The 22,258-nt window shown below is 70.3% G+C and carries 11 protein-coding genes; 3 read left to right on the forward strand and 8 right to left on the reverse strand.

The window, feature by feature from the left end; translation table 11 throughout:
- Window positions 1–31: 31 nt before the first annotated feature.
- The 8 genes from ACE3SG_RS02005 to ACE3SG_RS02040 all read right to left on the reverse strand — a co-directional run bounded on the left by ACE3SG_RS02005 (window position 32) and on the right by ACE3SG_RS02040 (window position 15,007).
- On the reverse strand, window positions 32–1,330 hold the full coding sequence (locus ACE3SG_RS02005; protein ID WP_374562262.1) for a GDSL-type esterase/lipase family protein: 1,299 nt from the start codon (window positions 1,328–1,330) through the stop codon (window positions 32–34).
- A complete protein-coding gene (locus ACE3SG_RS02010) occupies window positions 1,327–3,717 on the reverse strand; it encodes a glycoside hydrolase N-terminal domain-containing protein (RefSeq protein ID WP_374562263.1) in 2,391 nt (796 codons plus the stop codon). The genes ACE3SG_RS02005 and ACE3SG_RS02010 overlap by 4 nt, the downstream gene beginning before the upstream one ends.
- 5 nt (window positions 3,718–3,722) lie before the next feature.
- Window positions 3,723–5,960 carry a hypothetical protein gene (locus ACE3SG_RS02015; RefSeq protein WP_374562264.1) on the reverse strand — a complete coding sequence of 746 codons (2,238 nt, stop codon included), beginning with the start codon at window positions 5,958–5,960 and terminating at the stop codon, window positions 3,723–3,725.
- A 7-nt stretch (window positions 5,961–5,967) separates the two neighbouring features.
- Window positions 5,968–7,626, reverse strand: coding sequence for a DUF5597 domain-containing protein (locus ACE3SG_RS02020; RefSeq protein ID WP_374562265.1), 1,659 nt, complete (start codon window positions 7,624–7,626; stop codon window positions 5,968–5,970).
- A 13-nt stretch (window positions 7,627–7,639) separates the two neighbouring features.
- Window positions 7,640–10,672 (reverse strand): TonB-dependent receptor, encoded by a 3,033-nt coding sequence (locus ACE3SG_RS02025; RefSeq protein WP_374562266.1) that lies wholly within the window; start codon window positions 10,670–10,672, stop codon window positions 7,640–7,642.
- A 201-nt stretch (window positions 10,673–10,873) separates the two neighbouring features.
- Window positions 10,874–12,193: a xylose isomerase gene (gene xylA, locus ACE3SG_RS02030; RefSeq protein WP_374562267.1), complete on the reverse strand. Its 1,320-nt coding sequence runs from the start codon at window positions 12,191–12,193 to the stop codon at window positions 10,874–10,876.
- 28 nt (window positions 12,194–12,221) lie between these two features.
- A complete protein-coding gene (xylB, locus tag ACE3SG_RS02035; protein ID WP_374562268.1) occupies window positions 12,222–13,700 on the reverse strand; it encodes a xylulokinase in 1,479 nt (492 codons plus the stop codon).
- Window positions 13,700–15,007, reverse strand: coding sequence for an ROK family protein (locus ACE3SG_RS02040; RefSeq protein ID WP_374562269.1), 1,308 nt, complete (start codon window positions 15,005–15,007; stop codon window positions 13,700–13,702). Before ACE3SG_RS02040 ends, xylB begins: the two co-directional genes overlap by 1 nt.
- 69 nt (window positions 15,008–15,076) lie before the next feature.
- On the opposite strand from ACE3SG_RS02040, the gene yicI reads away from it, so the two are divergent.
- From yicI to ACE3SG_RS02055, 3 genes are read left to right on the forward strand one after another with little or no spacing between them, the layout of a single operon-like run.
- Window positions 15,077–17,353, forward strand: a complete 2,277-nt coding sequence (yicI, locus tag ACE3SG_RS02045; protein ID WP_374562270.1) for an alpha-xylosidase — start codon at window positions 15,077–15,079, stop codon at window positions 17,351–17,353.
- Window positions 17,354–17,355: 2 nt separating this feature from the next.
- Window positions 17,356–20,601 carry a glycoside hydrolase family 9 protein gene (locus ACE3SG_RS02050; RefSeq protein WP_374562271.1) on the forward strand — a complete coding sequence of 1,082 codons (3,246 nt, stop codon included), beginning with the start codon at window positions 17,356–17,358 and terminating at the stop codon, window positions 20,599–20,601.
- 12 nt (window positions 20,602–20,613) lie between these two features.
- A complete protein-coding gene (locus ACE3SG_RS02055; RefSeq protein WP_374562272.1) occupies window positions 20,614–21,981 on the forward strand; it encodes an MFS transporter in 1,368 nt (455 codons plus the stop codon).
- The last annotated feature ends 277 nt before the right edge of the window (window positions 21,982–22,258 follow it).

The raw sequence follows: 22,258 nt of genomic DNA on the forward strand, positions 1-22,258 counted from the left end.
GGAAATGGGGCATCGCCGCGTCGGGTGGGCTTCAGGGCCGCGCCAGCCAGGGCGCCAGGGCCGGGGCCATCGCGTCGGCCCAGGCCGCGTAGGCCTTCTCGCTCAGGTGCAGCAGGTCGGGCATCACGTCACGCGAGAGCGTGCCGTCCGGGTTCGTCAGCGCGTGGCCGATGTCGAGAAAGACCACCTGCCGGCCATCGGCGAAGCTGGCGATCAGCTGGTTGAGCTGCTGGTTCAGGCGCCGCAGCGGGTCGCTGGGCTGTTCGCCGCGCGGGAACACCGCGAGCAGCAGCACCGGTGTGTCCGGCAGCCGCTGGCGGATCTCGTCGAGCAGGCGCCGGATGCCGGCGGCGGTGGTGCGCGGGTCTTCGCGCCGGTCGCCGGTGTTGTTGGTGCCGATCATCAGCACGGCGGCCTTGGGGTGGATGCCGTCGAGCTCGCCGTGCTGCAGGCGCCACAGCACGTTCTCGGTGCGGTCGCCGCCGAAACCGAGGTTCAGCGCCTTCAGCGGCGCATAGTGCTTGCGCCAGACGGCCTGGCCTTCGTTTTCCCAGCCCTGGGTGATCGAGTCGCCGATGAAGACCAGCTCGACCCGCTCGCCGGCCTGCTGGCGTTGGCGCACTTCGGCCCGCTTCGCCTCGTGGCGCGGCATCCACCAGTCGAGCGACCAGATCTCCTCCAGCGGCGTGGCGGTGACCGATTGGCTGCGGTAGTCGGGGCAGGGGGTGTTGGGCTGGCCGTGGCGAACGATGCGCGCATTGGCCAGCTCGACCGAGCCGGTGCCGCTGGTCTCGAGCACGAAGGGCCGCTCGACGCGGCGGAAATCGGCGCCCTCGCGCACGAAGCACTGCAACGAGAACGCCAGGCGTTGCCAGCCCTTGCCCACCAGCGCGCGCGACGCCATCACGTGGTTGACCTTGCGGCCGCAATCGGGCCCGCAAGACATCGCGATGTTCAGCCCGGCCTGGGCGAGGTCGTCACTGCGCACCTCGAACTCCAGCGTCGCGTCGGCCAGGTCGGCGCTCAGGTCCCATGGTGGGTCGGCCTCGAAGCGCAGCGCGGCGTACCAGGCTTCTTTCCATTGCAGCCGGACGGCCTGGCCGCGGCGCTCGGCGCGCACCTCGCTGGTGGGCACCTGCGGCTTGGGCGGCTTGGGCACGACGACGGCGTCGCCGGTGAAGGGCACCTCGCCCTCCATGTCGACCACGGTCAGGCGCAGGCCCGGCGCGGGTTGGCCGTTGAACAGCAGCCGCTCGCCGGCAGCGGTGGCGGTTGCGCCGGCCAGCGTGAGCAGCAGGCCGGCCAGGGGGCGGTGAAGCGGGAAGGTCATGGTGAGGTGGGCCGCAGGTCGGCCAGGGTGAGTGGGCGGCCCTGCCCGGGCCGCAGTTGCAGGGCCAGCGTCTGGCCGCGGTAGCGCACCACGCCGCCGCCGGCGCCGGCCACCGAGCGCACGGTGGCCGAGCGCAGTTGCCCGCCGGCCCAGGCGATGTCGACCTCGAAGCCGCCGCGCGCGCGCAGGCCACGAACCGACCCGTCAGGCCAGGCCGCGGGCAGCGCCGGCAGCAAGTGGATCTCGCCGCCGTGCGACTGCAGCAGCATCTCGGCGATCGCGGCGGTGGCGCCGAAGTTTCCGTCGATCTGGAACGGCGGGTGCGCGTCGAGCAGGTTGGGGTAGGTGCCGCCGGCGTTGTTCGTTTCGCTGCCCGCGCTCGACTGCTGCGCCGCGCGGGCGCCCGGCGTGGCCAGCAGGCCGCGCAGCATGCGGTGGGCGTGGTCGCCGTCTTGCAGCCGGGCCCAGAAGGCCATCTTCCAGGCCATCGACCAGCCGGTGCCGGCGTCGCCCCGGGCCTCGAGGCTGGTGCGTGCCGCGGCGGCCAGGGCCGGCGTGCGGGTCGGCGAAATCTGCCGCCCGGGGTACAGCGCAAACAGGTGCGAGACGTGCCGGTGGGTGTCTGCCGGCGTGTCGAGCACCGGGTCGTCTTTCTCGTGCAGCCATTCGAGCAGCTGGCCCCAGCGGCCGATGCGCGGGCCCGCCAGGCGGTCGCGCAGTGTGGCGATCTGGTCGCGGAACACGCGGTCGGTGCCCAGCGCGTCGGCCGCCTCGACGGTGTTGTTGAACAGGTCCCAGACGATCTGCTGGTCGTAGCTGACGCCGTCTTCAACCGGCCCGTGCTCGGGCGACCAGCCGTTCGGTGCCACGAGCCGGCCTTTCAGCGGGCCTTCGGGCAGCACCTTCAGCTGGTCTTGCCAGAAGGCGCAGACTTCTTTCATCAGCGGGTAGGCCACATCGCGCAGGAAGACCCGGTCTTGCGTATAGGCGTAGTGCTCCCAGAAGTGGCGCGCGTACCAGGCGTTGCCGGTCTTGTTCCACAGGTAGCCCATCGCGCCGAAGGGGTTCGACTCGGTGCGCAGCGCCCAGCCGCGCACCGGCTGGCCGTTGGCGCCGAGGAAGGTCTCTTCGGTCGTCTTGAAGCTCTCGCCCCAGGGCGTGAGGCCGGGCCGCGCGACACCGGGGTGGGCCAGCGCCTCGGCGGCGATGTCGGCCACGGTGCGGCGGTACACCGGCAACAGGCTGCGCACGAAGGCGAAGAAGGGCTGGTGCAGCTCGGCCAGGTTGGTCGGCTCGGCCGGCCAGTAGTTCATCTGCAGGTTGATGTTGGTGTGGTAGTCGGCATTCCACGGTGGCGTGGGGCTGCGGTTCCACAGGCCTTGCAGGTTGGCCGGCAACGAATCGCGCGAGCTGGCCGCCAGCAGGTAGCGGCCGAACTGGAAGTGCAGCGCCTCCAGCTCCGGGTCTTGGCCATCGGCGGTGTAGGCGGCCAGGCGCGCATCGGTGGGCCAGGCCCGCCGCTCGGGCGCGGTGGCGCCGAGGTCGAGCGCCACGCGGCCGGCCAGTGCGCCAACGTCTTTCTCGTGCGCGTCTTTCAGCGCCGCCCACGAATGGCGCGTTGCGGCGGCGACCTGCGCGGCGACGCGCGCCTGCGGCGGCTCGCCCTGGAAGCGGCGCGCGGCATCGGCCACATAGCTGGTGCCGGCGCCCAGCACCAGCGTCAGCGCATCGCAGCGGTCGAACACCAGCGTGTCGCCGTCGGCCCGCAGCGTGCCGCCTTCATGCACCACCTGCAGCCGGCTGGCATAACCCATGGCGTTGGTGGACGGCGCAACTTGCCCGCGCAAGGAGCCGTCGGCCGCGATCTGGCTGCCGCTCGCGACCAGGCGCGCACCGTGCGCATCGGTGAGCCTGACGCGGCCACTGTACTGACCCGGCCGGTCGGCCGACAGGCGCAGCACGATCACCTGCGCCGGGTGGCTGGCGATCGCCTCGCGCTCGAAGCGCACGCCGCCGAGCGTGTAGGCCACGCGGTGCAGCCCGCGGTCGATCAGCAGCTCTCGCCGGTAGTCGGTGGCCGGCTGGTCGTGACCATTCAACTCGACGAACAGGTCGCCGAAGGGCTGGTAGGCGCCCATCACGCGTTCGTCGCCCGTCCACAGCGTGATCTCGTTGAACTGCAGGTGCTCACGCTCGACCTGGCCGAAGACCATCGCGCCGAGCCGGCCGTTGCCGATCGGCAGGGCCTCGCGTTCCCAGCCTTCGGCGGTGTCGGCGGCCGGCCGCTGGTAGAACAGCCGGGCCTCGGGGGCCGCGTGCGCCAACAGGCTCACGAGCGCGATGGCGAGCAGCAGGCCGATCGACCGCAGCGTGGTGGCGTGTCGCATGGTGATCACCCGTGCGTCGCCGCGGTGAGCGGCCGGCCCACCACGACGCCGCGGCCGTGCGGCGCGAGGTAGACGGTGCCATGTTCGCGCGGGTCGGCCGCCATCGACAGCAGCCGGCCGTAGCGGTGCGCGTCGTCGTTGATGCGCACGAAGCGGGCGCCGCCATCGTCCGAGCGAAAGAGGCCTTCGACCGGCTCCCCCGGGCCCTGGCGCACGCGGCCCCAGAGGTACAGGCTGTGTCGGTAGGCGCCGCCGGCCGCGCCGCGGCCCAGCGCCATCATCCAGGCTTCGGCGACCGCATCGATGCGGCGCGGCGCCTGGCCGGGGCCGGGCACGTGCAGCAATCGGTCGTGCAGCACCAGCCACAGCTCGTGCGCCGTGCCGGGGGCGCTCACCAGTTGCGCCGATGGGTGGTCGGCCAGCGCCGGCAAGCCGCCGAGGGCGACGGCGAAGTGCCGGCCTCCGTCGGTGCTGGTCAGCACCTGGCCGTGTTCGTGGTCGAGCACGTGGAACACACCGTCGACCGTGCGGTCGGCCACCGGCGCGAGCGGCACGCGGGTGGTCGGCCAGCCGGTGCAGGCGGCCCAGTGCTGCCCGCGGTCGTCCGACCAGAGGGCTGCCTGCGCCGAGGCATAGACGAAGACACCGCCGCGGGCCGACACGGCCACGCCACCGGCCTGGTCGCGCCCGGCGCGCGGCGAGCTGGCGAAGGGTTGCCAGTGCGCGCCGCCATCGTCGGACCAATGGCCGCCCGAGGGACCGTCGCCGCTGCGTGCCATCACCTGGGGCGCCAGCTCGGCGACGTCGATCGAGCGGTTGGTCTCCTTGCTCGGCACGAAGAAGTGCTGGCCCGGCGCTTGGGCGGTGTCGTGCCAGGCGGCGCCGGCCACATCGCCCATCGCGGCCACCAGGCGCGGGCCGCTGGCGGGGCAGCGGATCTCGAGCGTGGCCGTTTCCTCCATCTGCGCGACGGTGAAGACCCAGCGGATCGGCGCATCGCTGCGCGCGGCGCCGAGATCGTGGGTCATCCACACGCCATAGCCGGTGCCGTAGAGCGCGCGCCGGCCGTCGAAGGGGTCGAGCGCCAGCGCCGAGGTCCAGTGGCCCATGCGGCGCTCGGTGCGCATGTAGGCGGCCAGCCAGGGGTGGGCCTCGGCCTCGTGCTGCGACCGGGTCGACAGCGCGGTCCAGTGGTCGCCGCCGTCGTCGGACACGAAGATCTCGTCGCCCTCGGCCCAGCGCTCGATCGTCGAGGCGACGAGCCGGCCCGGCACCTGGCGGTCGACGTCGAGCCCGGCGTAGCCGAAGCCGTGGCGCCCTTCGCCGGGCCGCTCGGGGGTGATGTCGGCCCAGGCGCCGGCCGGCGTGCGCCGCCAGACACTGCCGGTCTTGGCGTAGCTCGGGTTGCAGGCCACGGCCGTGTCGCCGAGCGAGAAGCTCACGTACAGCGTGCCGTCGGGGCCGAAGGCCGCGCGCTGGGGGGCCTGGCGGGGCGTGTCGGCGACGCGCTCGAAGCGGGCGCCGCCGTCGTGCGAGACCCACAGGCCCGGCTCGTCGTGGGTGCCGGCATAGACCGTGCGCGAGGCCTCACCCGGCCGGCCACCCGCCGCGTCGATGAGCACGAGCGACACATGCCGCGCCGGCAGCCCCTGCGGCTGGAAGCTGCGGCCGTGGTCGGTGCTCTTGAGCAGGCCGTTGCGTGAGCTGCCCAGCCACAGGACGCGGCCGTCGTGCGGGTCGACCTGCAGCCGCTCGCCCGAGCCGCGGCCGGGCGAGTTGCCGCCGAGGTGGATGCCCAGCTCGTGCACCTGCCACGTGGCGCCGCGGTCGGCCGAGGCGAGCAGCGCACCGGGGCGGTCGCGCTCGTCGAGATAAAGGCCGCAGGCGGCGTACAGGCGGTGGGTGTCGTTCGGGTCCACCGCCAGGCTCAGCACGCCCATCAGGTCGGCATCGGCGCGGCTGAGGTGGTCGAGCAGCGGCACCCAGGCTTGGGCGCCGGGGTCGAAGCGGTAGGCGCCGCCGATGTCGGTGCGCACATAGAGCAGCCCGCGCTCGCGGGGGTGGAACAAGAAGCCGGTGATGAAGCCGCCCGCACCGAAGGGCACGCTTTGCCAGCCGTAGGCGCGGCTGTCGTGCGGGTCGGCCGGGGCCGGCGCTGCGGCCTGCGCCGTGGCCGTGTGCAGACCGGCCAGCGCGTGCAGGCCCGTCAGGCCCGCGCCGAGGAGAAGATGGCGGCGTTGCATGGCGTTGTCAGTAGCGACCCATGCGGACCTTCAAGGTCACCGGCGTCGCGGTCAGGTTCAGGCCCCAGTCGACCTGGTCACCGTTCCAGTGCCGCTCGACGACCCAGCGGCCCTGCGCGTCGAAGCGGCCCTGCTCGACGCGGTCGATCATCGCGCCCGCCCGGCCGGCGAGCGTGTCGGGCTCGATGCGCACCCGCGCGTACTGGCCGACGATCAGGAACTCGTCGTCACCGGTCTGCGCGATCGCCACGCCACCCAGCAGCTGCTGGGCGTGGGCCGGTGGCTCCTTGGCGTTGCCGGGCCAGTCCTTCTCGCCGAATTGCCATTGGCCGAAGGAGACGTTCGCCTTCCAGCCCTTCATCGCCACCGTCTGGTCCGCATGGTCGTCACCCTCGGCCACGCCGAAGGTGCGGCCCTCGAAGGCCCACTGCGCCCACTGGCGTTGCAGCGGGCCGAAGGCCGCGTAGATCGGCGCGAAGGGCGCGACCATCTGCTGGTCGGTGTGCTTCGAGCCGAGCGGGTAGTTGCTGTAGTCGGCGTAGTCGATGCCGAACGGGCTGACGCCGAGCGCGCCGCGCCCGAGGATCGAATACACGTAGCGGGCATAGGGCGCGGCGTTGCCCATCTCGGGCACCCACAGCGCGTTGTCCGGCCGCTGGAAGCGGTCCAGCGAGCCGTGCACCTGGGCGTGCTCGGGGCTGTAGAGGTCGGGTGCCGCGATGTCGATGTGTGGCGCCACCGCCTTGTAGATGTCGATCACGTCGAAGGTCGGGCCGCCGCTGGCGAAGTTGCCCTTCCAGGGGGCGAGCGGCTCGAGCGGATTGCGCAGTGCGTTGTTGACATACATCGGCAGGTCGTACACCGCGCGGCCGGCCCGGGCGATCTCTTCGATGTAGCGGGCGATGGCCCAGGCGTGGAAGTACTCGTCGGCATAGTCGCCGTAGACGGCCTTCCACGCGCCGCTCGGTGCCAGTGGCACTGGCGGCTTCTTGCGTTGCAGCACGGCGGCCGGCACGCTCTGCTCGAAGGCCGCTTGCGCCTTCGGACCGAAGTCGCGCACCAGGCCGTAGGTGCCGACCTCGTTCTCGACCTGCACCATGATCACCGTGTGGCGGCCCTGGTCGATCTTCTTCAGGTGGCCCATCAGCGCGACGAAGGCCTTCTTGTCGGCCTGCAGCGTGTCTTCGCCAAAGGGCGAGAGGCAGTAGCTCAGCTTGCCGTCGCGGTCGACCATGCGCGGGAAGCGCCGGTTGTCGAACTTGACCCAACCCGGCGTGTACTGCGGGCTGGTGTTCTTCCAGGTGCCGAACCACAGCAGCACCAGGCGCACCTGGTGCTGGCGGGCCTGCGCGACCAGCGTGTCGACGAAGCTGAAGTCGAAGCGGCCTTCGACCGGCTCGATCTGCTCCCACGCGATCGGCACCTCGACGGTGTTGGCCCGCAGGTCGGCGACCGCGGGCCAGGCCTTCTTCAGCGCCTCGGCGTGGTTGCTCGAGTTGTGCACCTGCGCGCCGAGCACCAGGAAGGGCGCGCCGTCGACGATCAGCGCGTGGCGGCCATCGCGCTCGACCAGGTGCGGCGCCGGGGGCGCCGCGCTGGCCGATGCACCGACCGACGCGCCGAGCAGGCAGCCGCCGGCGAGCAGGCTGTACAAGGTCTTGAGCATCACGACGCCCCGGTCAGAAGGCGTAGCGCAGCGTGACCGTGTAGCGCGGCCCGTTGGCGTTCCACGCGCGGCCCATCATGCCGATGTGCTGCTGCATCAACTGCTTGTTGGTCGAGTCGGTGAGGTTCTGGCCCTCCAGGCCGATCTGCAGGTTGTCGCTCCACTTGTACGAGACACCGGCGTCGACCTGGCCATAGGCGTCTTGCCAGGTGGGCAGCGCCCAGGCCACGTTGTGCTGGCCGTTGGTCGGGCTGTCGGGATTGGTGTCGGTGCCGTCGCCGCCGTTGGTGCCGTTCGCGTTGACCGCCTGCAGGTACTTCGAGCGCCAGCTGTAGGCCACGCGTGCCGAGACCGGGCCCTTGTCGTACATCAGCGTCAGGTTGTAGGCGTGGCGCGAGAGGTTCTCGATCGGCAGGTCGCCGAAGGTGCGGCCGTCGGTGTCGCAACCGTTCAGGTTGAGGTTGACGTTGGCGGCCGTGTTGCCGCCGCTGCAGTAGGGTGAGTACACGGGGCTGTGCAGCTTGCGCTTGCTGTCCACGAAGGTGTAGTTGGCCTGCACGCCGAAGCCCGAGAGCCAGTCGGGCAGGCTGTCGAAGTACTGCTGGTAGGCCACCTCCATGCCCGCGGCGTGGCCGTTGGCGCCGTTGATCGGGCCGGTCACGACGAAGTCGACCGGCTGGCCGCTGGTGTCGGTCAGCTGCTTGGCGTACGTCTGCTTGACGATGATGTCCTTCAGGTCCTTGTAGAAGGCGGCGACGGTGACCGAATCGGTGCGGCCGAAGTACCACTCGGCCGTGAGGTCGACCTGCTGCGACTTCACAGGCTTGAGCATCGGGTTGCCCGACGCGGTGCCGGTGTGGGTGACGCTGTCGACGCGGGTGGTGCCGTCGGGCAGCGTGGTCACCGTGGCGGTCTGGCTGAGGCTGGTGTAGGCCTGCATGTCGCTGAAGTCGGGCCGCGAGATGCCGCTGGCGTAGCCGAAGCGGAACTGCAGGTCCTTGCCTGCCTTCATGCGCAGGTTCAGGCTGGGCAGCACGTTGACGTAGTCGTGCGCGTAGTTCTGGGCCTCGGCGAAGGCGGCGATGGTCGGCACCGGCACGCCGGTGGCGTCGTCGGGCACGTTGGTCGCGGGCACGAAGACCGTGTAGCCATCGGCCTTGTTGCGGGTGTTCACCACGCGCAGGCCGACGTTGCCGTCCACTGGGTACTGCCACTCGTCGAAGGCGAAGCGCAGCTGGGCGTAGCCTGCCTGCGTTCGCTCGCGCTGTCGGTTCAAGAACTGCGGGTCGGAGGCATCGCGTGCGTTCCAGAAGTCGAAGCACGCGCCGCTGCCGGCGCCGTTGAACTCTTCGCACAAGGTCTTGGCATAACCGTGCAGCGTGGCGTAGCTGTCGGGGTAGCCGCCCGCCACGCTCGCGTCCGGGAAAATCAGCGACGGCATCGACATGCTGCCGTTGAAGAAGTTGTCGAAGCTGCGCAGGTGGGCGCCGGCACTGAAGCGCGGGTCGTTCAGGTAGGCCAGGCTGCCGGGGGCGAGGTACCACCAGGCCATCCAGGGCTGCGTGACGGCCGACCAGTTGTAGCCGGTGTTGACCGTGTGGGCATCGCGGTCGGTCAGGCGCAGGCCGAAGCGCAGGTCGACCAGCACCGGGTCGTTGAACTTGAACTTGGCATCACCGCGCCAGGCCTTCTCGGTGCCCTTGCTCTTCTCGAAGTGCTCCATCGTGGAGCCCCAGTAGTAGTGGGCCGGGTCGGCCAGGCGGGCGCGGTCGTCGTCGTCGAAGATCAGGCGCGGCACGTCGCCCGACAGGTCGATCGTTTCCTTGGGCATCTGCACGCCGGTGGCCACCGTCGAGTCGAAGCTGGTCGTGGTCGCGCGGATGTACTGCAGGTCGGTGCTGAAGCTCCACTGCTCGGAGGCCTTCCACTTCAGGTTCCAGCCGAGGTCCTGCGTGGCCGACTCGCGGGTCATGATGCGGGTGTCGGCGCCGAAGTTGATGCCGCCGTCGGCCGGGGCGCGCATCGTGCCCCGCACCAGGTTGCCGTTGGGGCCCCAGGTGGCCCCGTCGTCGACGGTGATGTTGTAGGCGTTGGACTGCGCGAACAGGGCGTTCTCGGCCCAGTCCATCTTGTAGTCGGAGCGGAACAGCGTCAGCGACGATTCAACGTCGCCCAGCTTCCACTGCAGCGCACCGTAGGCGCCTTGCCGGGTGCGGTCGAAGTCTTCCGAGCGCCACTGCGCGCCCTTGGGCACCCACGCCGTCTGGCCGGCGACGATGTCGGTGCGCGGGTAGTAGGGCTCGACCTGGATCTTGTCGTTGCGGGTCGCGCTTTCGGAGTAGGCCAGGTCGATCAAGGCGCCGAACTTGCCGAAGTCGTCGGTGACCCAGGTGTTGGACAGCAGCACCGAGCCCGACGGCGAGGCCTTCTCGCGCAGCGGCGAGTAGGTGGACTGCAGCGACACCGCGCCCTTGAAGCCGCCGTAGTCGAAGGGCAGGGCGGTGCGCAGGTTCACCAGGCCGCCGATGGCGCCTTCGATCTGCTCGGCCGAGGGGTTCTTGTAGACGTCCACGCCGGCCATCAGCTCGGGCGGCACGTCTTCGAAGTTGAGCGAGCGGCCGCCGTTGGCGCTGAACGAGTCGCGGCCGTTGAGCTCCGAGCGCACCCAGCTCAGGCCGCGGATGTTCACGCCCGAGCCTTCGACCGAGTAGTGCTCGGGGTCGCCCTTGGCCATCGTGCGGTCGATGGTCACGCCGACGATGCGCTGCAGCACCTCGGTCACCGATCGGTCGGGCAGCTTGCCGATGTCGTCGGCGACGATCGAGTCGACGATCTCGTCGGACTCTTGCTTGATCTTCTGGGCCGACTGCAGGGCCGCGCGCTTGCCTTGCACGACGATGGCGGTCGTCGCTTCGCTCGGGCTGGGCGCCGCGCTGGCTGCTGCGGCGGGGGCAGCTGTGGTGGCCGGCGGCACAGGCCCGGGCGTGGCCTGCGCCATGGCACCGCCACACCACATCAGAGCCACCTGGGCAGCAGCGACTGACAACGTTGTCTTCTGAACTTGTCTCATCTCTTTCTTTCTCTGTGGTTCAGACATATCCCTCACTCGGGACAACCTGCGCGGCCGGCTGATTGCCGCGCTTCCTCAAGCCGTGGGGCCAGACACGCATGCGGCGGCGGCGCGGTTCATGCCGCGGCCATCTCGCTGCGCCAGGCGGGGGTGGTGCGGTACTGCTTTGCCGGTGGGTCAGGCTCCGCAAAAACGGTTGACGAGGTTCTCCAGCGCCTCCTGGCGGCCGGAGACGGGGGCGACATCGACGTTGTCGGCGAGCACACGCTCGGCCAACTGGTCGAGCGAGACGCGGCCGGCGAGGATGTCCTGCGCGCCGGCGGCTTCCCAGCCGGCGTAGCGCGCGTCGACAGCGGCCTGCAGCCGCCCGTCGAGGATCATCTTCTCGGCGATCAGCAGCCCGCGGGCGCAGACGTCCATGCCGCCGATGTGGCCGTGGAACAGGTCGGCCGCGTCGATCGACTGGCGCCGCACCTTGGCGTCGAAGTTCAGGCCGCCTTGCCCCAGGCCGCCGGCGCGCAGCACGTGGTACAGCGCCAGCGCGGTCTCGGGCACGTTGTTGGGGAACTGGTCGGTGTCCCAGCCGAGCTGCGGGTCGCCGCGGTTCATGTCGATGCTGCCGAGGATGCCCAGCGCCGCGGCGGTGGCGATCTCGTGCTCGAAGCTGTGGCCCGACAGCGTCGCGTGGTTGGCCTCGATGTTGACCTTGACCTCTTTCTCGAGCCCGTAGCGCACGAGAAAGCCGTAGACGGTGGCGGTGTCGAAGTCGTACTGGTGCTTGCTCGGCTCGCGCGGCTTGGGCTCGATCAGGATCGTGCCCTTGAAGCCGGTCTTGTGCTTGTGTTCCACCGCCATGTTCAGGAAGCGGCCGAGCTGGTCCAGCTCGCGCGCGAGGTCGGTGTTCAGCAGCGTCTCATAACCTTCGCGGCCGCCCCAGAGCACATAGTTCTCGCCGCCCAGTTCGCGCGTGGCGTTCATCGCATCGCGCACCTGCAGCGCGGCCATCGCGAACAAGGCGGGGTCGGGGTTGGTGGCCGCACCGCCCATGAAGCGCCGGTGGCTGAACAGGTTGGCCGTGCCCCACAGCAGCTTCATGCCGGTGCGCTGCTGCTGGTGGCCCAGCACATCGACCATGCGGCGGAAGTTCTCGTGGCTCTCGCGTGGCGTGGCCCCTTCGGGCGCCACGTCGCGGTCGTGGAAGCAGTAGTAGGGCGCGCCGAGCTTGGCGAAGAAGTCGAACGCCGACTCGGCCTTCTGCCGCGCCTGCTCCATCGGCGAGCCGCCCTCGAACCACGGCCGCAGGAAGGTGCCCTGGCCGAAGGGGTCGAGCCCGGTCCAGCAGAAGCTGTGCCAGTAGCAGACGGCGAAGCGCAGGTGCTCTTCCATGCGCTTGCCCAGCACCAGGCGGTTCTTGTCGTAGTGTCGAAAGGCCAGGGGCTCCAGGCTGTCCGGCCCGCGGTAGGCGATCGGGGCGATGTCTTCGAAGTAGCTGGTCATGGGGAATCAGGGTGAGGGTGAGAGGCGCTCAGGCCGTGGCGCCATGGGTGTTCAGGTTCTTCGACTGGCGGTACAGCGCACGAAAACGTTGCAGGCGCTCGCGCAGCGGGCCATCGCGCGCGGGCGCCGGCTGGTAGCGCGCGGCGACCTCGGGCTTGGCGCACACCTGCGCCTCGCGGCCGCCCGCCGCCAGCCAGGCCAGCCGCGCTGCGCCCAGGGCACCGCCGGCCTCGCCACCGGTGTGCACCAGGATCTCGACGCCCAGCGCATCGGCCATCAGCTGGGCCCACAGGCTGCTGCGCGCGCCACCGCCCACCAGCGACAAGCGGCTGACCTCGGTGCCCGCGGCCTGCAGCGCGGCCAGCCCGTCGGCCAGGCCGAAGGCCACACCTTCGAGCACGGCGTAAGCGCAGGTCGCGCGCGTGGTTTCGTGGTTCAGGCCGAAGAACAAGCCCTGTGCGAACGGGTCGTTGTGGGGTGTGCGTTCGCCGGCCAGGTAAGGCAGGAAGATCGGCGCCGTGTCGAACGCGCCCGCCGGCAACGCGGCGACCTCGGCCAGCAGCGTCGCCTCATCGGGCGCGCCGCTCAAGCGCGTGAACCACTTCAGGCAACTGGCGGCCGAGAGCATCACGCTCATCTGGTGCCAACGCTGCGGCAGCGCGTGGCAGAACGCGTGCACGGCAGACGCCGGGTTGGGCCGGAAGCGGTCGTTGACGACGAACAGCACGCCCGAAGTGCCGAGCGAGATGAAGCCATCGCCCGGCGAGGTGGCGCCGATGCCGATCGCGCTGGCCGCGTTGTCGCCCGCGCCGGCGGCGATCACCACCCCCGGCCGCAGGCCCCACGCGCGCGCCAGCTCGGGCCGCAGCGTCGAGGCGGCCTGGTTGCTCTCGACCAGGCGCGGCATCTGGCCGCGGTCCAGGCTGCAGGCGGCCAGCAGTTCGTCGGACCAGTCGCGCGCGGCCACGTCCAGCCACAGCGTGCCGGATGCGTCCGACGGGTCGCCGATCTTTTCGCCGCCTAGGCGCAGGTGCAGGTAGTCCTTGGGCAGCAGCACGCTGCGGATGCGGGCGAAGAGGTCCGGCTCGTGCTGCTTCACCCACAGCAGCTTCGGTGCGGTGAAGCCGGGCATCGCCAGGTTGCCGGCGATGGTGTGCAGGCGCGGCGCCGCGGCGCTGAGCAGGTCGCACTCGGCATGGCTGCGGCCGTCGTTCCACAAGATGGCCGGGCGCAGCACGCGGTCGGCCTCGTCGAGCAGCACCGCGCCGTGCATCTGGCCCGACAGGCCGATGGCCCGCACCTCGGCCCAGGCCTGCGGGTGCGCGCTGCGCAGCGTGGCCACTGCGGCCTCGGTGGCCTGCCACCAGGCCTCGGGCGACTGCTCGGACCACAACGGCTGCGGGCGCGACACCTGCAGCGGCGAGCCGGCTTGGCCGACGATGCGGCCATCTGCATCCAGCAACAGCAGCTTGACCTCCGAGGTGCCCAGATCGATGCCGAGGTGCATCAGCGGGCTCCCTCAGGCAGCGTCTTGCCATGAAACACCGGTGCCGCCAGCGGGCGCGTCAGGTGGTAGCGCGCCAACGCGGCGGCGCCGACGGCGACCGCATCGGCACCGAAGCGCGAGACCTGCACGGTGGGCGGCGCGAGGTTGGCGGCCTCGGCGTAGTCGTTGAGTGTGCGCAGCGCAGGCTGCAGGAACACCTCGCCCAGCTCGACCACCGAGCCGCCGAGCACGATGCACGCGGGGTCGTAGGCTGACGCCAGGTTCTGCAGCAGCACGCCGAGGTGGTTGCCGGCCTTCTTGACGGCGCGGCTGACCTCGGCGTCGCCCTCGGCCAGGCGCGCCTGCACCTGGGCCAGCAGCGGGGTGGTCGCCGCTTCGGCCTCGGCCGTGCGCAGCATCGCGCGCAAGCCGATCAGCGCTTCGGCGCAGCCGCGGCGCCCGCACGAGCAGGGCGGGCCGTTCATCTGCAACACCATGTGGCCCACCTCGCCAGCGAAGCCGCGGCTGCCGGTGAGCAGCCGGTCGCCGACGACCACGCCGGCGCCAACGCCCTGGTTGATGCTCACGTACAGCAGCGGGTCCGACTGCTGCGAGGGGTTGAACTCGATCTCGCCGAGCGCGGCCACGTCGGCTTCGTTCTGCACATACAGCGGCACCTCGGCCAAGGCCGAGCCGGCGAGCTTGTCGGCCAGTTGCGCGCCGAACGGCACGTCGCGCCAGCCCAGGTTGGGGGCGAAGTGCAGGAAGCCGCGCGCTTCGTCCACCCCGCCGGGCAGGCCGACGCCGATGCCGATGATCTGGTGCTTGACCTCGTCGAACTGCTTGCGCAGCTTCAGCAAGGTGTTGGCCAGCGACGCGATGCAGGCCTTGGCGGTCTTGCCGGCGCCGTGCGGGGTGATCACCGTGGCCAGCACCTCGCCGGTCAGCGACGTGGCCACCGCGCGGACCGAATCGATGCCGACCTCGACGCCCAGCAGCAGCAGGCGCGAAGGGTCAACGAACAGCGGCGTGGGGCGACGCCCGAGGTCGCCGGTGGCGACGATCTCGCGCTCGACCAGCCAACCCTCGGCGATCAGCTCACGCGTCAGCAGGCTGACCGTCGACTTCGTCAACCCGGCCGCGGTGGCCAGGTCGGCTCGCGACAAGCCGGGGTGGGCGCACAGGTGCCGCACCAGGGCCATCCGATTGATGTCCTTGAGCAGTTGTTGATTTCCGGATGCCTCGGCCAGCAAGCCTGTCTCCTTGTTGCACTTCGACCAGAATGGGTGGATCGATATTAGTTCGAGCGTCAAACGAACTAAAGTCACGTAAACACCTAGCCCCAGTTTTCGCCGCCGGGCCGAGACTGCCGGCCTGTTTTTCGTTCGGACAGAGTCATGAAGTTCACCGACGGGCAATGGATGCTGCAGCCCGGCGTCGCGGCGCACTACGCGGCCGAGGCCTATGCGGTCGAGGCCCACGACGACCGGCTGGTCGTGCTGGCGACCACACGGCCGATCAAGCACCGCGGCGACACGCTGCAAGGGCCCACGCTGACCGTGACGCTGAGCTCACCGCTGCCTGGCGTGATCCGTGTCAGCGTGGCGCATTTCTCGGCCTCGGAAGCACCGCGCCTGCATGTGCCGATGCCCGGCGCGGGCCGGCCGAGCGTGCAGATCGAAGACACGCCGCTGCGGGCGACCTTGACCTCCGGTGCGCTGTCGGTCGACGTGCGCAAAGGCGAGGGCTGGGGCCTGACCTTTCGCGAGGGCGGGCGCGTGCTCACGCGCAGCGATTGGCGTGGCCTGGGCTACATCCAGTGGGCCGGTCGCGGGGCCTTCGTGCACGAGCAGCTGTCGCTCGCGGTCGGCGAATGCGTCTATGGCCTGGGTGAGCGCTTCACGCCCTGGGTCAAGAACGGCCAGGTGGTCGAGAACACCAACAAGGACGGCGGCACCGCCTGCGAGCAGGCCTACAAGAGCGTGCCGTTCTACCTCACCAACCGCGGCTACGGCGTGCTCGTCAATGAGGCTGGCCCGGTATCGTTCGAGGTCGCTTCAGAGAAGACGGCGCGTGTGCAGTTCAGCCGCGAGGGCGAGAGCCTCGACTACTGCGTGATCGCCGGCCCGACGCCCAAGGCCGTGCTGCAGCGCCTGACCGCGCTGACCGGCCGCGCGGCCCTGCCGCCGGCGTGGAGCTTCGGGCTGTGGATGACCACCTCGTTCACCACGCAGTACGACGAGGTGACCGCCACGCACTTCATCGACGAGATGAAACGGCGCGCGCTGCCGCTGTCGGTCTTTCACTTCGACTGCTTCTGGATGCGCGAATTCCAGTGGTGCGATTTCGAGTGGGACCGGCGCGGCTTTCCCGAGCCCGAGGCGATGCTGCAAAGGCTGAAGGCCAGGGGCTTGAAGATCAGCCTCTGGATCAACCCCTACGTGGCGCAGAAATCGCCGCTGTTCGCCGAAGGGGTCAGGCAGGGCTACTTCATCCGCCGCACGAACGGCCTGACCTGGCAGACCGACCTGTGGCAGCCCGGCATGGCGATCGTCGACTTCACCAACCCGGCGGCCGTGGCCTGGTACCAGGGCCACCTGCGCCGGCTGCTGGCGATGGGGGTGGACTGTTTCAAGACCGACTTCGGCGAGCGCATCCCGAGCGAAGGCGTGGTCTACCACGACGGCTCCGACCCGGTGGAGATGCACAACCTCTACGCGCTGCAGTACAACGAGGTCGTCTACCGCGTGCTGCAGGATGTGCGCGGGCCAGAAGAGGCGGTGGTCTTCGCCCGCTCCACCTACGCGTCGGGCCAGCGCTTTCCGGTGCACTGGGGCGGCGACTGCTGGTCGACCTTCGAGTCGATGGCCGAGAGCCTGCGCGGTGGCCTGTCGCTCACCAGCTGCGGCTTCGCCTACTGGAGCCACGACATCGGCGGCTTCGAAGGCAATCCGCCGCCGGCCGTCTACAAGCGCTGGATCCAGTTCGGCCTGCTGTCGTCGCACAGCCGGCTGCACGGCAGCAGCTCGTACCGGGTGCCCTGGCTGGTCGACGAAGAAAGCTGCGACGTGCTGCAGGCCTTCACGCGGTTGAAGCACCAGCTGATGCCCTACCTCTACGCCAAGGCCATCGAGGCCAGCGAGACCGGCGTGCCGGTGATGCGGGCGATGGTGGTCGAGCACCCGGCCGACCCCGCCTGCGCGCCGCTGGACCGGCAGTACCAGCTCGGCGAGGCCTTGCTGGTGGCGCCGGTGTTCAGCGAGTCGGGCGAGGTCGATGTCTACCTGCCCGAGGGCCGCTGGACGCACCTGCTGTCGGGCGAGCCGCAAGCGGGTGGGCGCTGGCTGCGCGAACAGCACGGCTTCATGAGCCTGCCGCTGTATGTGGCACCCAACACCGTGCTGCCCTGGGGCGCCGAGACCGAGCGGCCGGACTACGACTATGCGGCTGGCGTGACGCTGCGCGTGTTCGCCCTCGACGAGGGCGCGAGTGCGCCCTTTGCCGTGGCGTCGCCGCAAGGCCGCATCGCCGCACGCGGTGTGGTCACCCGCGAGGGCGGGCGCTACACCGCCACAGTGACCGAAGGGGCGCTGCGTGATTGGTGCCTGCAGGTCGACGGGGCGCGCAGCCCCGTGCAGGCCAGCGCGGCCACGCTGCACTTCGAGGCGGCCTGAAGATGGCGACGCACTGCTGGAGCCGCGTCGGGGCGGCCTTCGTGATCGGACTGATGATGAGTGTCTGCAACGCCTCGGCGGCCGAGTCGCCGGCCCGCGAGCTGGTGCTGGACCGTGCGCTCGCCCAACAGCCGGTCGACCGCTTCTTCGACCTGGCGGTGGGCGCCGACTACCCCGGCACGCTGGGCCGCGACGACAGCCTGGCCCAGCTGAAGACGGTGGTCGGCGAGCTGGGCTTTCGCTCGGTGCGCTGCCACGCGATCTTTCACGATGTGCTGGGCGTGGTGCGGGTGGTCGATGGCCGCACGGTCTACGACTTCTCGGCCATCGACAAGCTGTTCGACGGGCTGCTGGCACGCGGCATCCGGCCTTTCGTCGAGCTGGGTTTCACGCCCGAAGCGCTGGCCACCTCGCCGCAGACCATCTTCTACTGGAAGGGCAACACCTCGCACCCGCAGCCCGAAGGGTGGGGCGCGCTGGTCGACGCCTTCGTGCGCCACCTGATCACGCGCTACGGTGCCGACGAGGTGCGCCGCTGGCCGTTCGAAGTGTGGAACGAGCCCAACCTCGACGGCTTCTGGGAGCGGGCCGACCAGGCCGCCTACTTCGCGCTCTACGCGGCGACGGCGCGCACGATCAAGCGCATCGACCCGGCCTTGACGGTGGGCGGCCCGGCCACCGCTGGCGCGGCCTGGGTGCCCGAGTTTCTGGCCTATGCGAAGGCGAATGCGGTGCCGGTCGACTTCGTGACCACGCACACCTATGGCGTGGACGGCGGCTTTCTCGACGAGAAGGGCGAAGACGACCGCAAGCTCTCGCCCTCGCCGGATTCGATCGTTGGCGATGTGCGGCGCGTGCGGCAGCAGATCGACGCATCGGCCTCGCCCGGCCTGCCGCTGTACATCACCGAGTGGAGCACCAGCTACAACCCGCGCGACCGGGTGCACGACAGCTATGTCAGCGCGCCGTGGATCCTGACCAAGCTGCGCGCCACGCGTGGCCTCGCGCAGGCCATGAGCTACTGGACCTACAGCGACCTGTTCGAAGAAGCTGGCCCGCCGCCCACGCCCTTTCACGGCGGCTTCGGGCTGCTGACGCGTGAAGGCGTGCGCAAGCCGGCCTTCTTCGCCTACAAGTACCTCCATGCACTGCGTGGCCGCGAGATCGCCTTGGCCGACCAGGCGGCGTTCGCCGCGGCCGATGGCGATCGCACGGCGTTGCTGGTGTGGGACTGGCAGCACCCGCAGCAGGCGCTGACGAACCGGTCCTTCTACGGCAAGCCGCTGCCGGCAACGCCCTCGCGCCCGGTGCAGCTGAGCGTGAACCACCTCGCGCCGGGCCGCTACCGGCTGCAGCTGCACCGCACCGGCTTTCACGCCAACGATGCGCACACCGCCTACCTTGAGATGGGCTCGCCCGACGCGCTGAGCCCGGCCCAGTTGCAGAAGCTGCAGGCCCTGACCGACGACCGCCCCGAGGTCGACGAGCGCGTGCAGGTGGGGACCGACGGCCGCCTGCGCTGGACGCTGCCGATGCGCAGCAACGACGTGGTGCTGTTCACGCTGCAGCCAGAGCCAACCCCCCACGCCGACGGGCGCCACATCAAGCTCAACCAGGTCGGCTACCTGCCCGGGGCCACGAAACAGGCGCTGGTGCCCGACACCGCGGCCTCGCGCTTCAGCGTGGTCGATGCGCGCAGCGGTGCGGTGGTGCTGCAAGGCCCGCTCGCGCCCGCCGCGCTCTGGCCCCCGGCGCAGCAGGTGGTGCGGGTGGCCGACTTCTCGGCGCTGGCCCGGGCGGGCCGCTACCGCTTGCGCGTGCCGGGGCTGGCCGACTCGGCGCCCTTCGAGGTGGCGGTCGATGCCTACGCCGCGCTGAACGCGGCCAGCCTCAAGGCCTTCTACTTCAACCGGGCCAGCACCGCGTTGCTGCCCCAGCACGCCGGCGCCTACGCGCGCCCGGCCGGCCACCCCGACACCGAGGTGCGCGTGCACGCCTCGGCCGCCAGCCCGTCGCGGCCCGAGGGCACGCTGATCAGCGCGCCGAAGGGCTGGTACGACGCCGGCGACTACAACAAGTACGTCGTCAACTCGGGCATCTCGACCTACACGCTGCTCGCGGCCTACGAGCACTTCCCGGCGTTCTTCCAGCGCCAGTCGCTGAACATTCCCGAGAGCGGCAACACGCTGCCCGATGTGCTCGACGAGGCGCTGTGGAACCTCGAGTGGCTGCTCGCGATGCAGGACCCGGCCGACGGCGGGGTCTACCACAAGCTCACCAACCCCGGCTTCGACGGCGCGGTGATGCCGCACGAGGCGACTGCCCCGCGCTACGTGGTGCAGAAGACGACTGCCGCGGCGCTCAACTTCGCCGCGGTGATGGCCACCGCGAGCCGCGTCTACCAGGCCCACGCGCGTGAGCACCCGGGCCTGTCGCAGCGCATGCTCGTGGCGGCCGAGTCGGCCTGGCGCTGGGCCGTGGCGCACCCGGGCGAGGTCTACCGCCAGCCGGCCGATATCCAGACCGGCGCCTACGACGACGACCAGCTCGCCGACGAGGTTGCCTGGGCCGCCGCCGAGCTGTACATCAGCACGCGCAACGACGCCTACTACGCGGCCATGAAGGCGGGCGAGGTCGAGACCGGCGTGCCCAGCTGGGCCGGCGTGGCACCGCTGGCCTGGGTCTCGCTGGCCCACCACCGGGGCGCATTGACGGCGGCTGCCGACCAGCGCTTGATCACCCGCCGCATCACCACGCAGGCCGATGCGCTGGCGGCGGCCTGGCAGGCCTCGGCCTGGCGCGTGAGCCTGCAGGGCGGCGACTTCATCTGGGGCAGCAACTCGGTGGCGCTGAACCAGGCCTTGATGCTGATCCAGGGCTACCGGCTCGGCGGCGAGCGCCGCCACCTCGATGCGGCGCAGGCGCTGCTCGACTATGTGCTGGGCCGCAACGCGGTGGACATGTCGATGGTGACCGGCTTCGGCGAGCGCTCGACCCAGCACCCGCACCACCGCCCGTCGCAGGCCGATGGCGTGGCGGCGCCCGTGCCCGGCTTCGTGGCCGGCGGGCCCAACCCGGGCCAGCAAGACCAGGCGCATTGCCCTGTGCCGTACCCGTCCGGCGTGCCGGCCCGGGCCTACCTCGACCACGACTGCAGCTACGCCAGCAACGAGGTCGCGATCAACTGGAACGCGCCGCTGGTCTATGTCTCGGCCGCCTTGCAGGCCTTGACCCCTTCTCGCCGCTGAGCCCATGCCGTGATGCCCCCCACCACTGAAACCGCCGATGCGGGCGCGTTGTTGCCTGCCGCCAAGCCGGCCGATACCGTGCTGCCCAGTCGCCATCCACTGAGCTGGGTGCCCTCGCTGTACCTGGCGATGGGCTTGCCCAACGTCACCGTCGGCGTGGTTGCCGCGATCCTCTACAAGAACCTCGGCATCTCGAACGAAGACATCGCGCTCTACACCTCGCAGATGTACCTGCCGTGGGTGCTGAAGCCGCTGTGGTCGCCCTTGCTCGAACCCTTCAAGAGCAAGCGCTGGTGGGTCATCGCGATGCAGTTCACGATGATGTTCTCGCTCGGCCTGGTGGCCTTCTGCCTGCCGCTGGAGGGCTTCTTTCGGCTGTCGCTCGCGTTCTTCTGGATCACCGGCTTCGCCTCGGCCACGCAAGACATCGTGGCCGACGGCGTGTTCATGACGACCATGCCGCTGCGTGACCAGGCGCGCTACGCGGGCCTGCAAGGCATGTGCTGGAACCTGGGCGCGGTGATCGCGTCGGGCCTGCTGGTGTCGCTGACGGGCTGGTTGCACAACCAGGTCGGCCTGTCGTGGGTCCATTGCTGGATGGTGGTGATGTTCGGCACCGCCTTCGTGATGGGCTTGTTCGGCCTGTGGCACCTGAGCGTGCTGCCGCCGGGCGCGCCCTCGAGCGTGCAAGGGCAGGGCGTGGGGGCGGCCTTCTCGGCCCTGCGCGATTCGTGGCTCAGCTTCTTTCGCAAGCCGGGCATCTGGATGATGCTGGCGGTGATCTTCTTCTACCGCTTCGGCGAAGGGTTCATCGAGCGTTTCGGGCCGCTGTTCATGCTCGACCCGCGCAGCGCCGGCGGCCTGGGCCTGAACAACGAGTCACTCGGCCTCATCAACGGCACGGCCGGCACGCTGGCCTTCATCGCCGGGGCGTTCCTGGGCGGCTTTCTGGTCGCACGGCGCACGCTGCCGCGCTCGTTCTTCGTGCTGGCACTGGTGTTGAACCTGCCGCACCTGACCTATTTCTACCTGAGCTACGCGTTGCCGACCGACCCGGTGTGGATCGGCGTGGTGGTGGCGGTCGAGAAGTTCGGCTTCGGCATGGGCTCGGTCGGCCACATGCTCTACATGATGCAGCAGATCGCGCCGGGCCCGTTCAAGATGACCCACTACGCCTTCGCCACCGGCGTGATGGCGCTGACCAAGTGGGCCACCGGCACCGTCAGCGGCTGGGCCTTCGCCGCCTGCGACCACCACTACGTCACCTTCTTCGGTTTCGTGCTGATCGCGTCGGTGCCGCCCATCGTGCTGGCGTGGCGGGCGCCGTTTCCGCACCCCGAGCAGGGTGCGGAGCGCATGGGGCCGAGCCGTACTCATTGAACGTTAGCCTCCCGTCAGGACGACGGGGTCAGGGCAGGGAAAAAGAAGGGTCGCGCCGCTCGTGCGGCCGGCCGGGCTCTGCACAGCCCTGCGCGTGGCGTTGCCGTGGTGGCGGCAGTGGGCATTTTTTGCCCACCCCCTAGTTTGCATGTCTTCGCGGCCGCTTCTTTTGCGTCTTCTTCACTGAGCGCGCAAAAACATAACGCCTAAAAGTCACGGCATGTGCCGTGGTGCGCTCAAGACGACTGGGCTTGCACCGCTCGCGGGGCGCGCGCGC

Source organism: Ideonella sp. (assembly GCF_041914305.1).
GTDB lineage: Bacteria > Pseudomonadota > Gammaproteobacteria > Burkholderiales > Burkholderiaceae_C > Ideonella.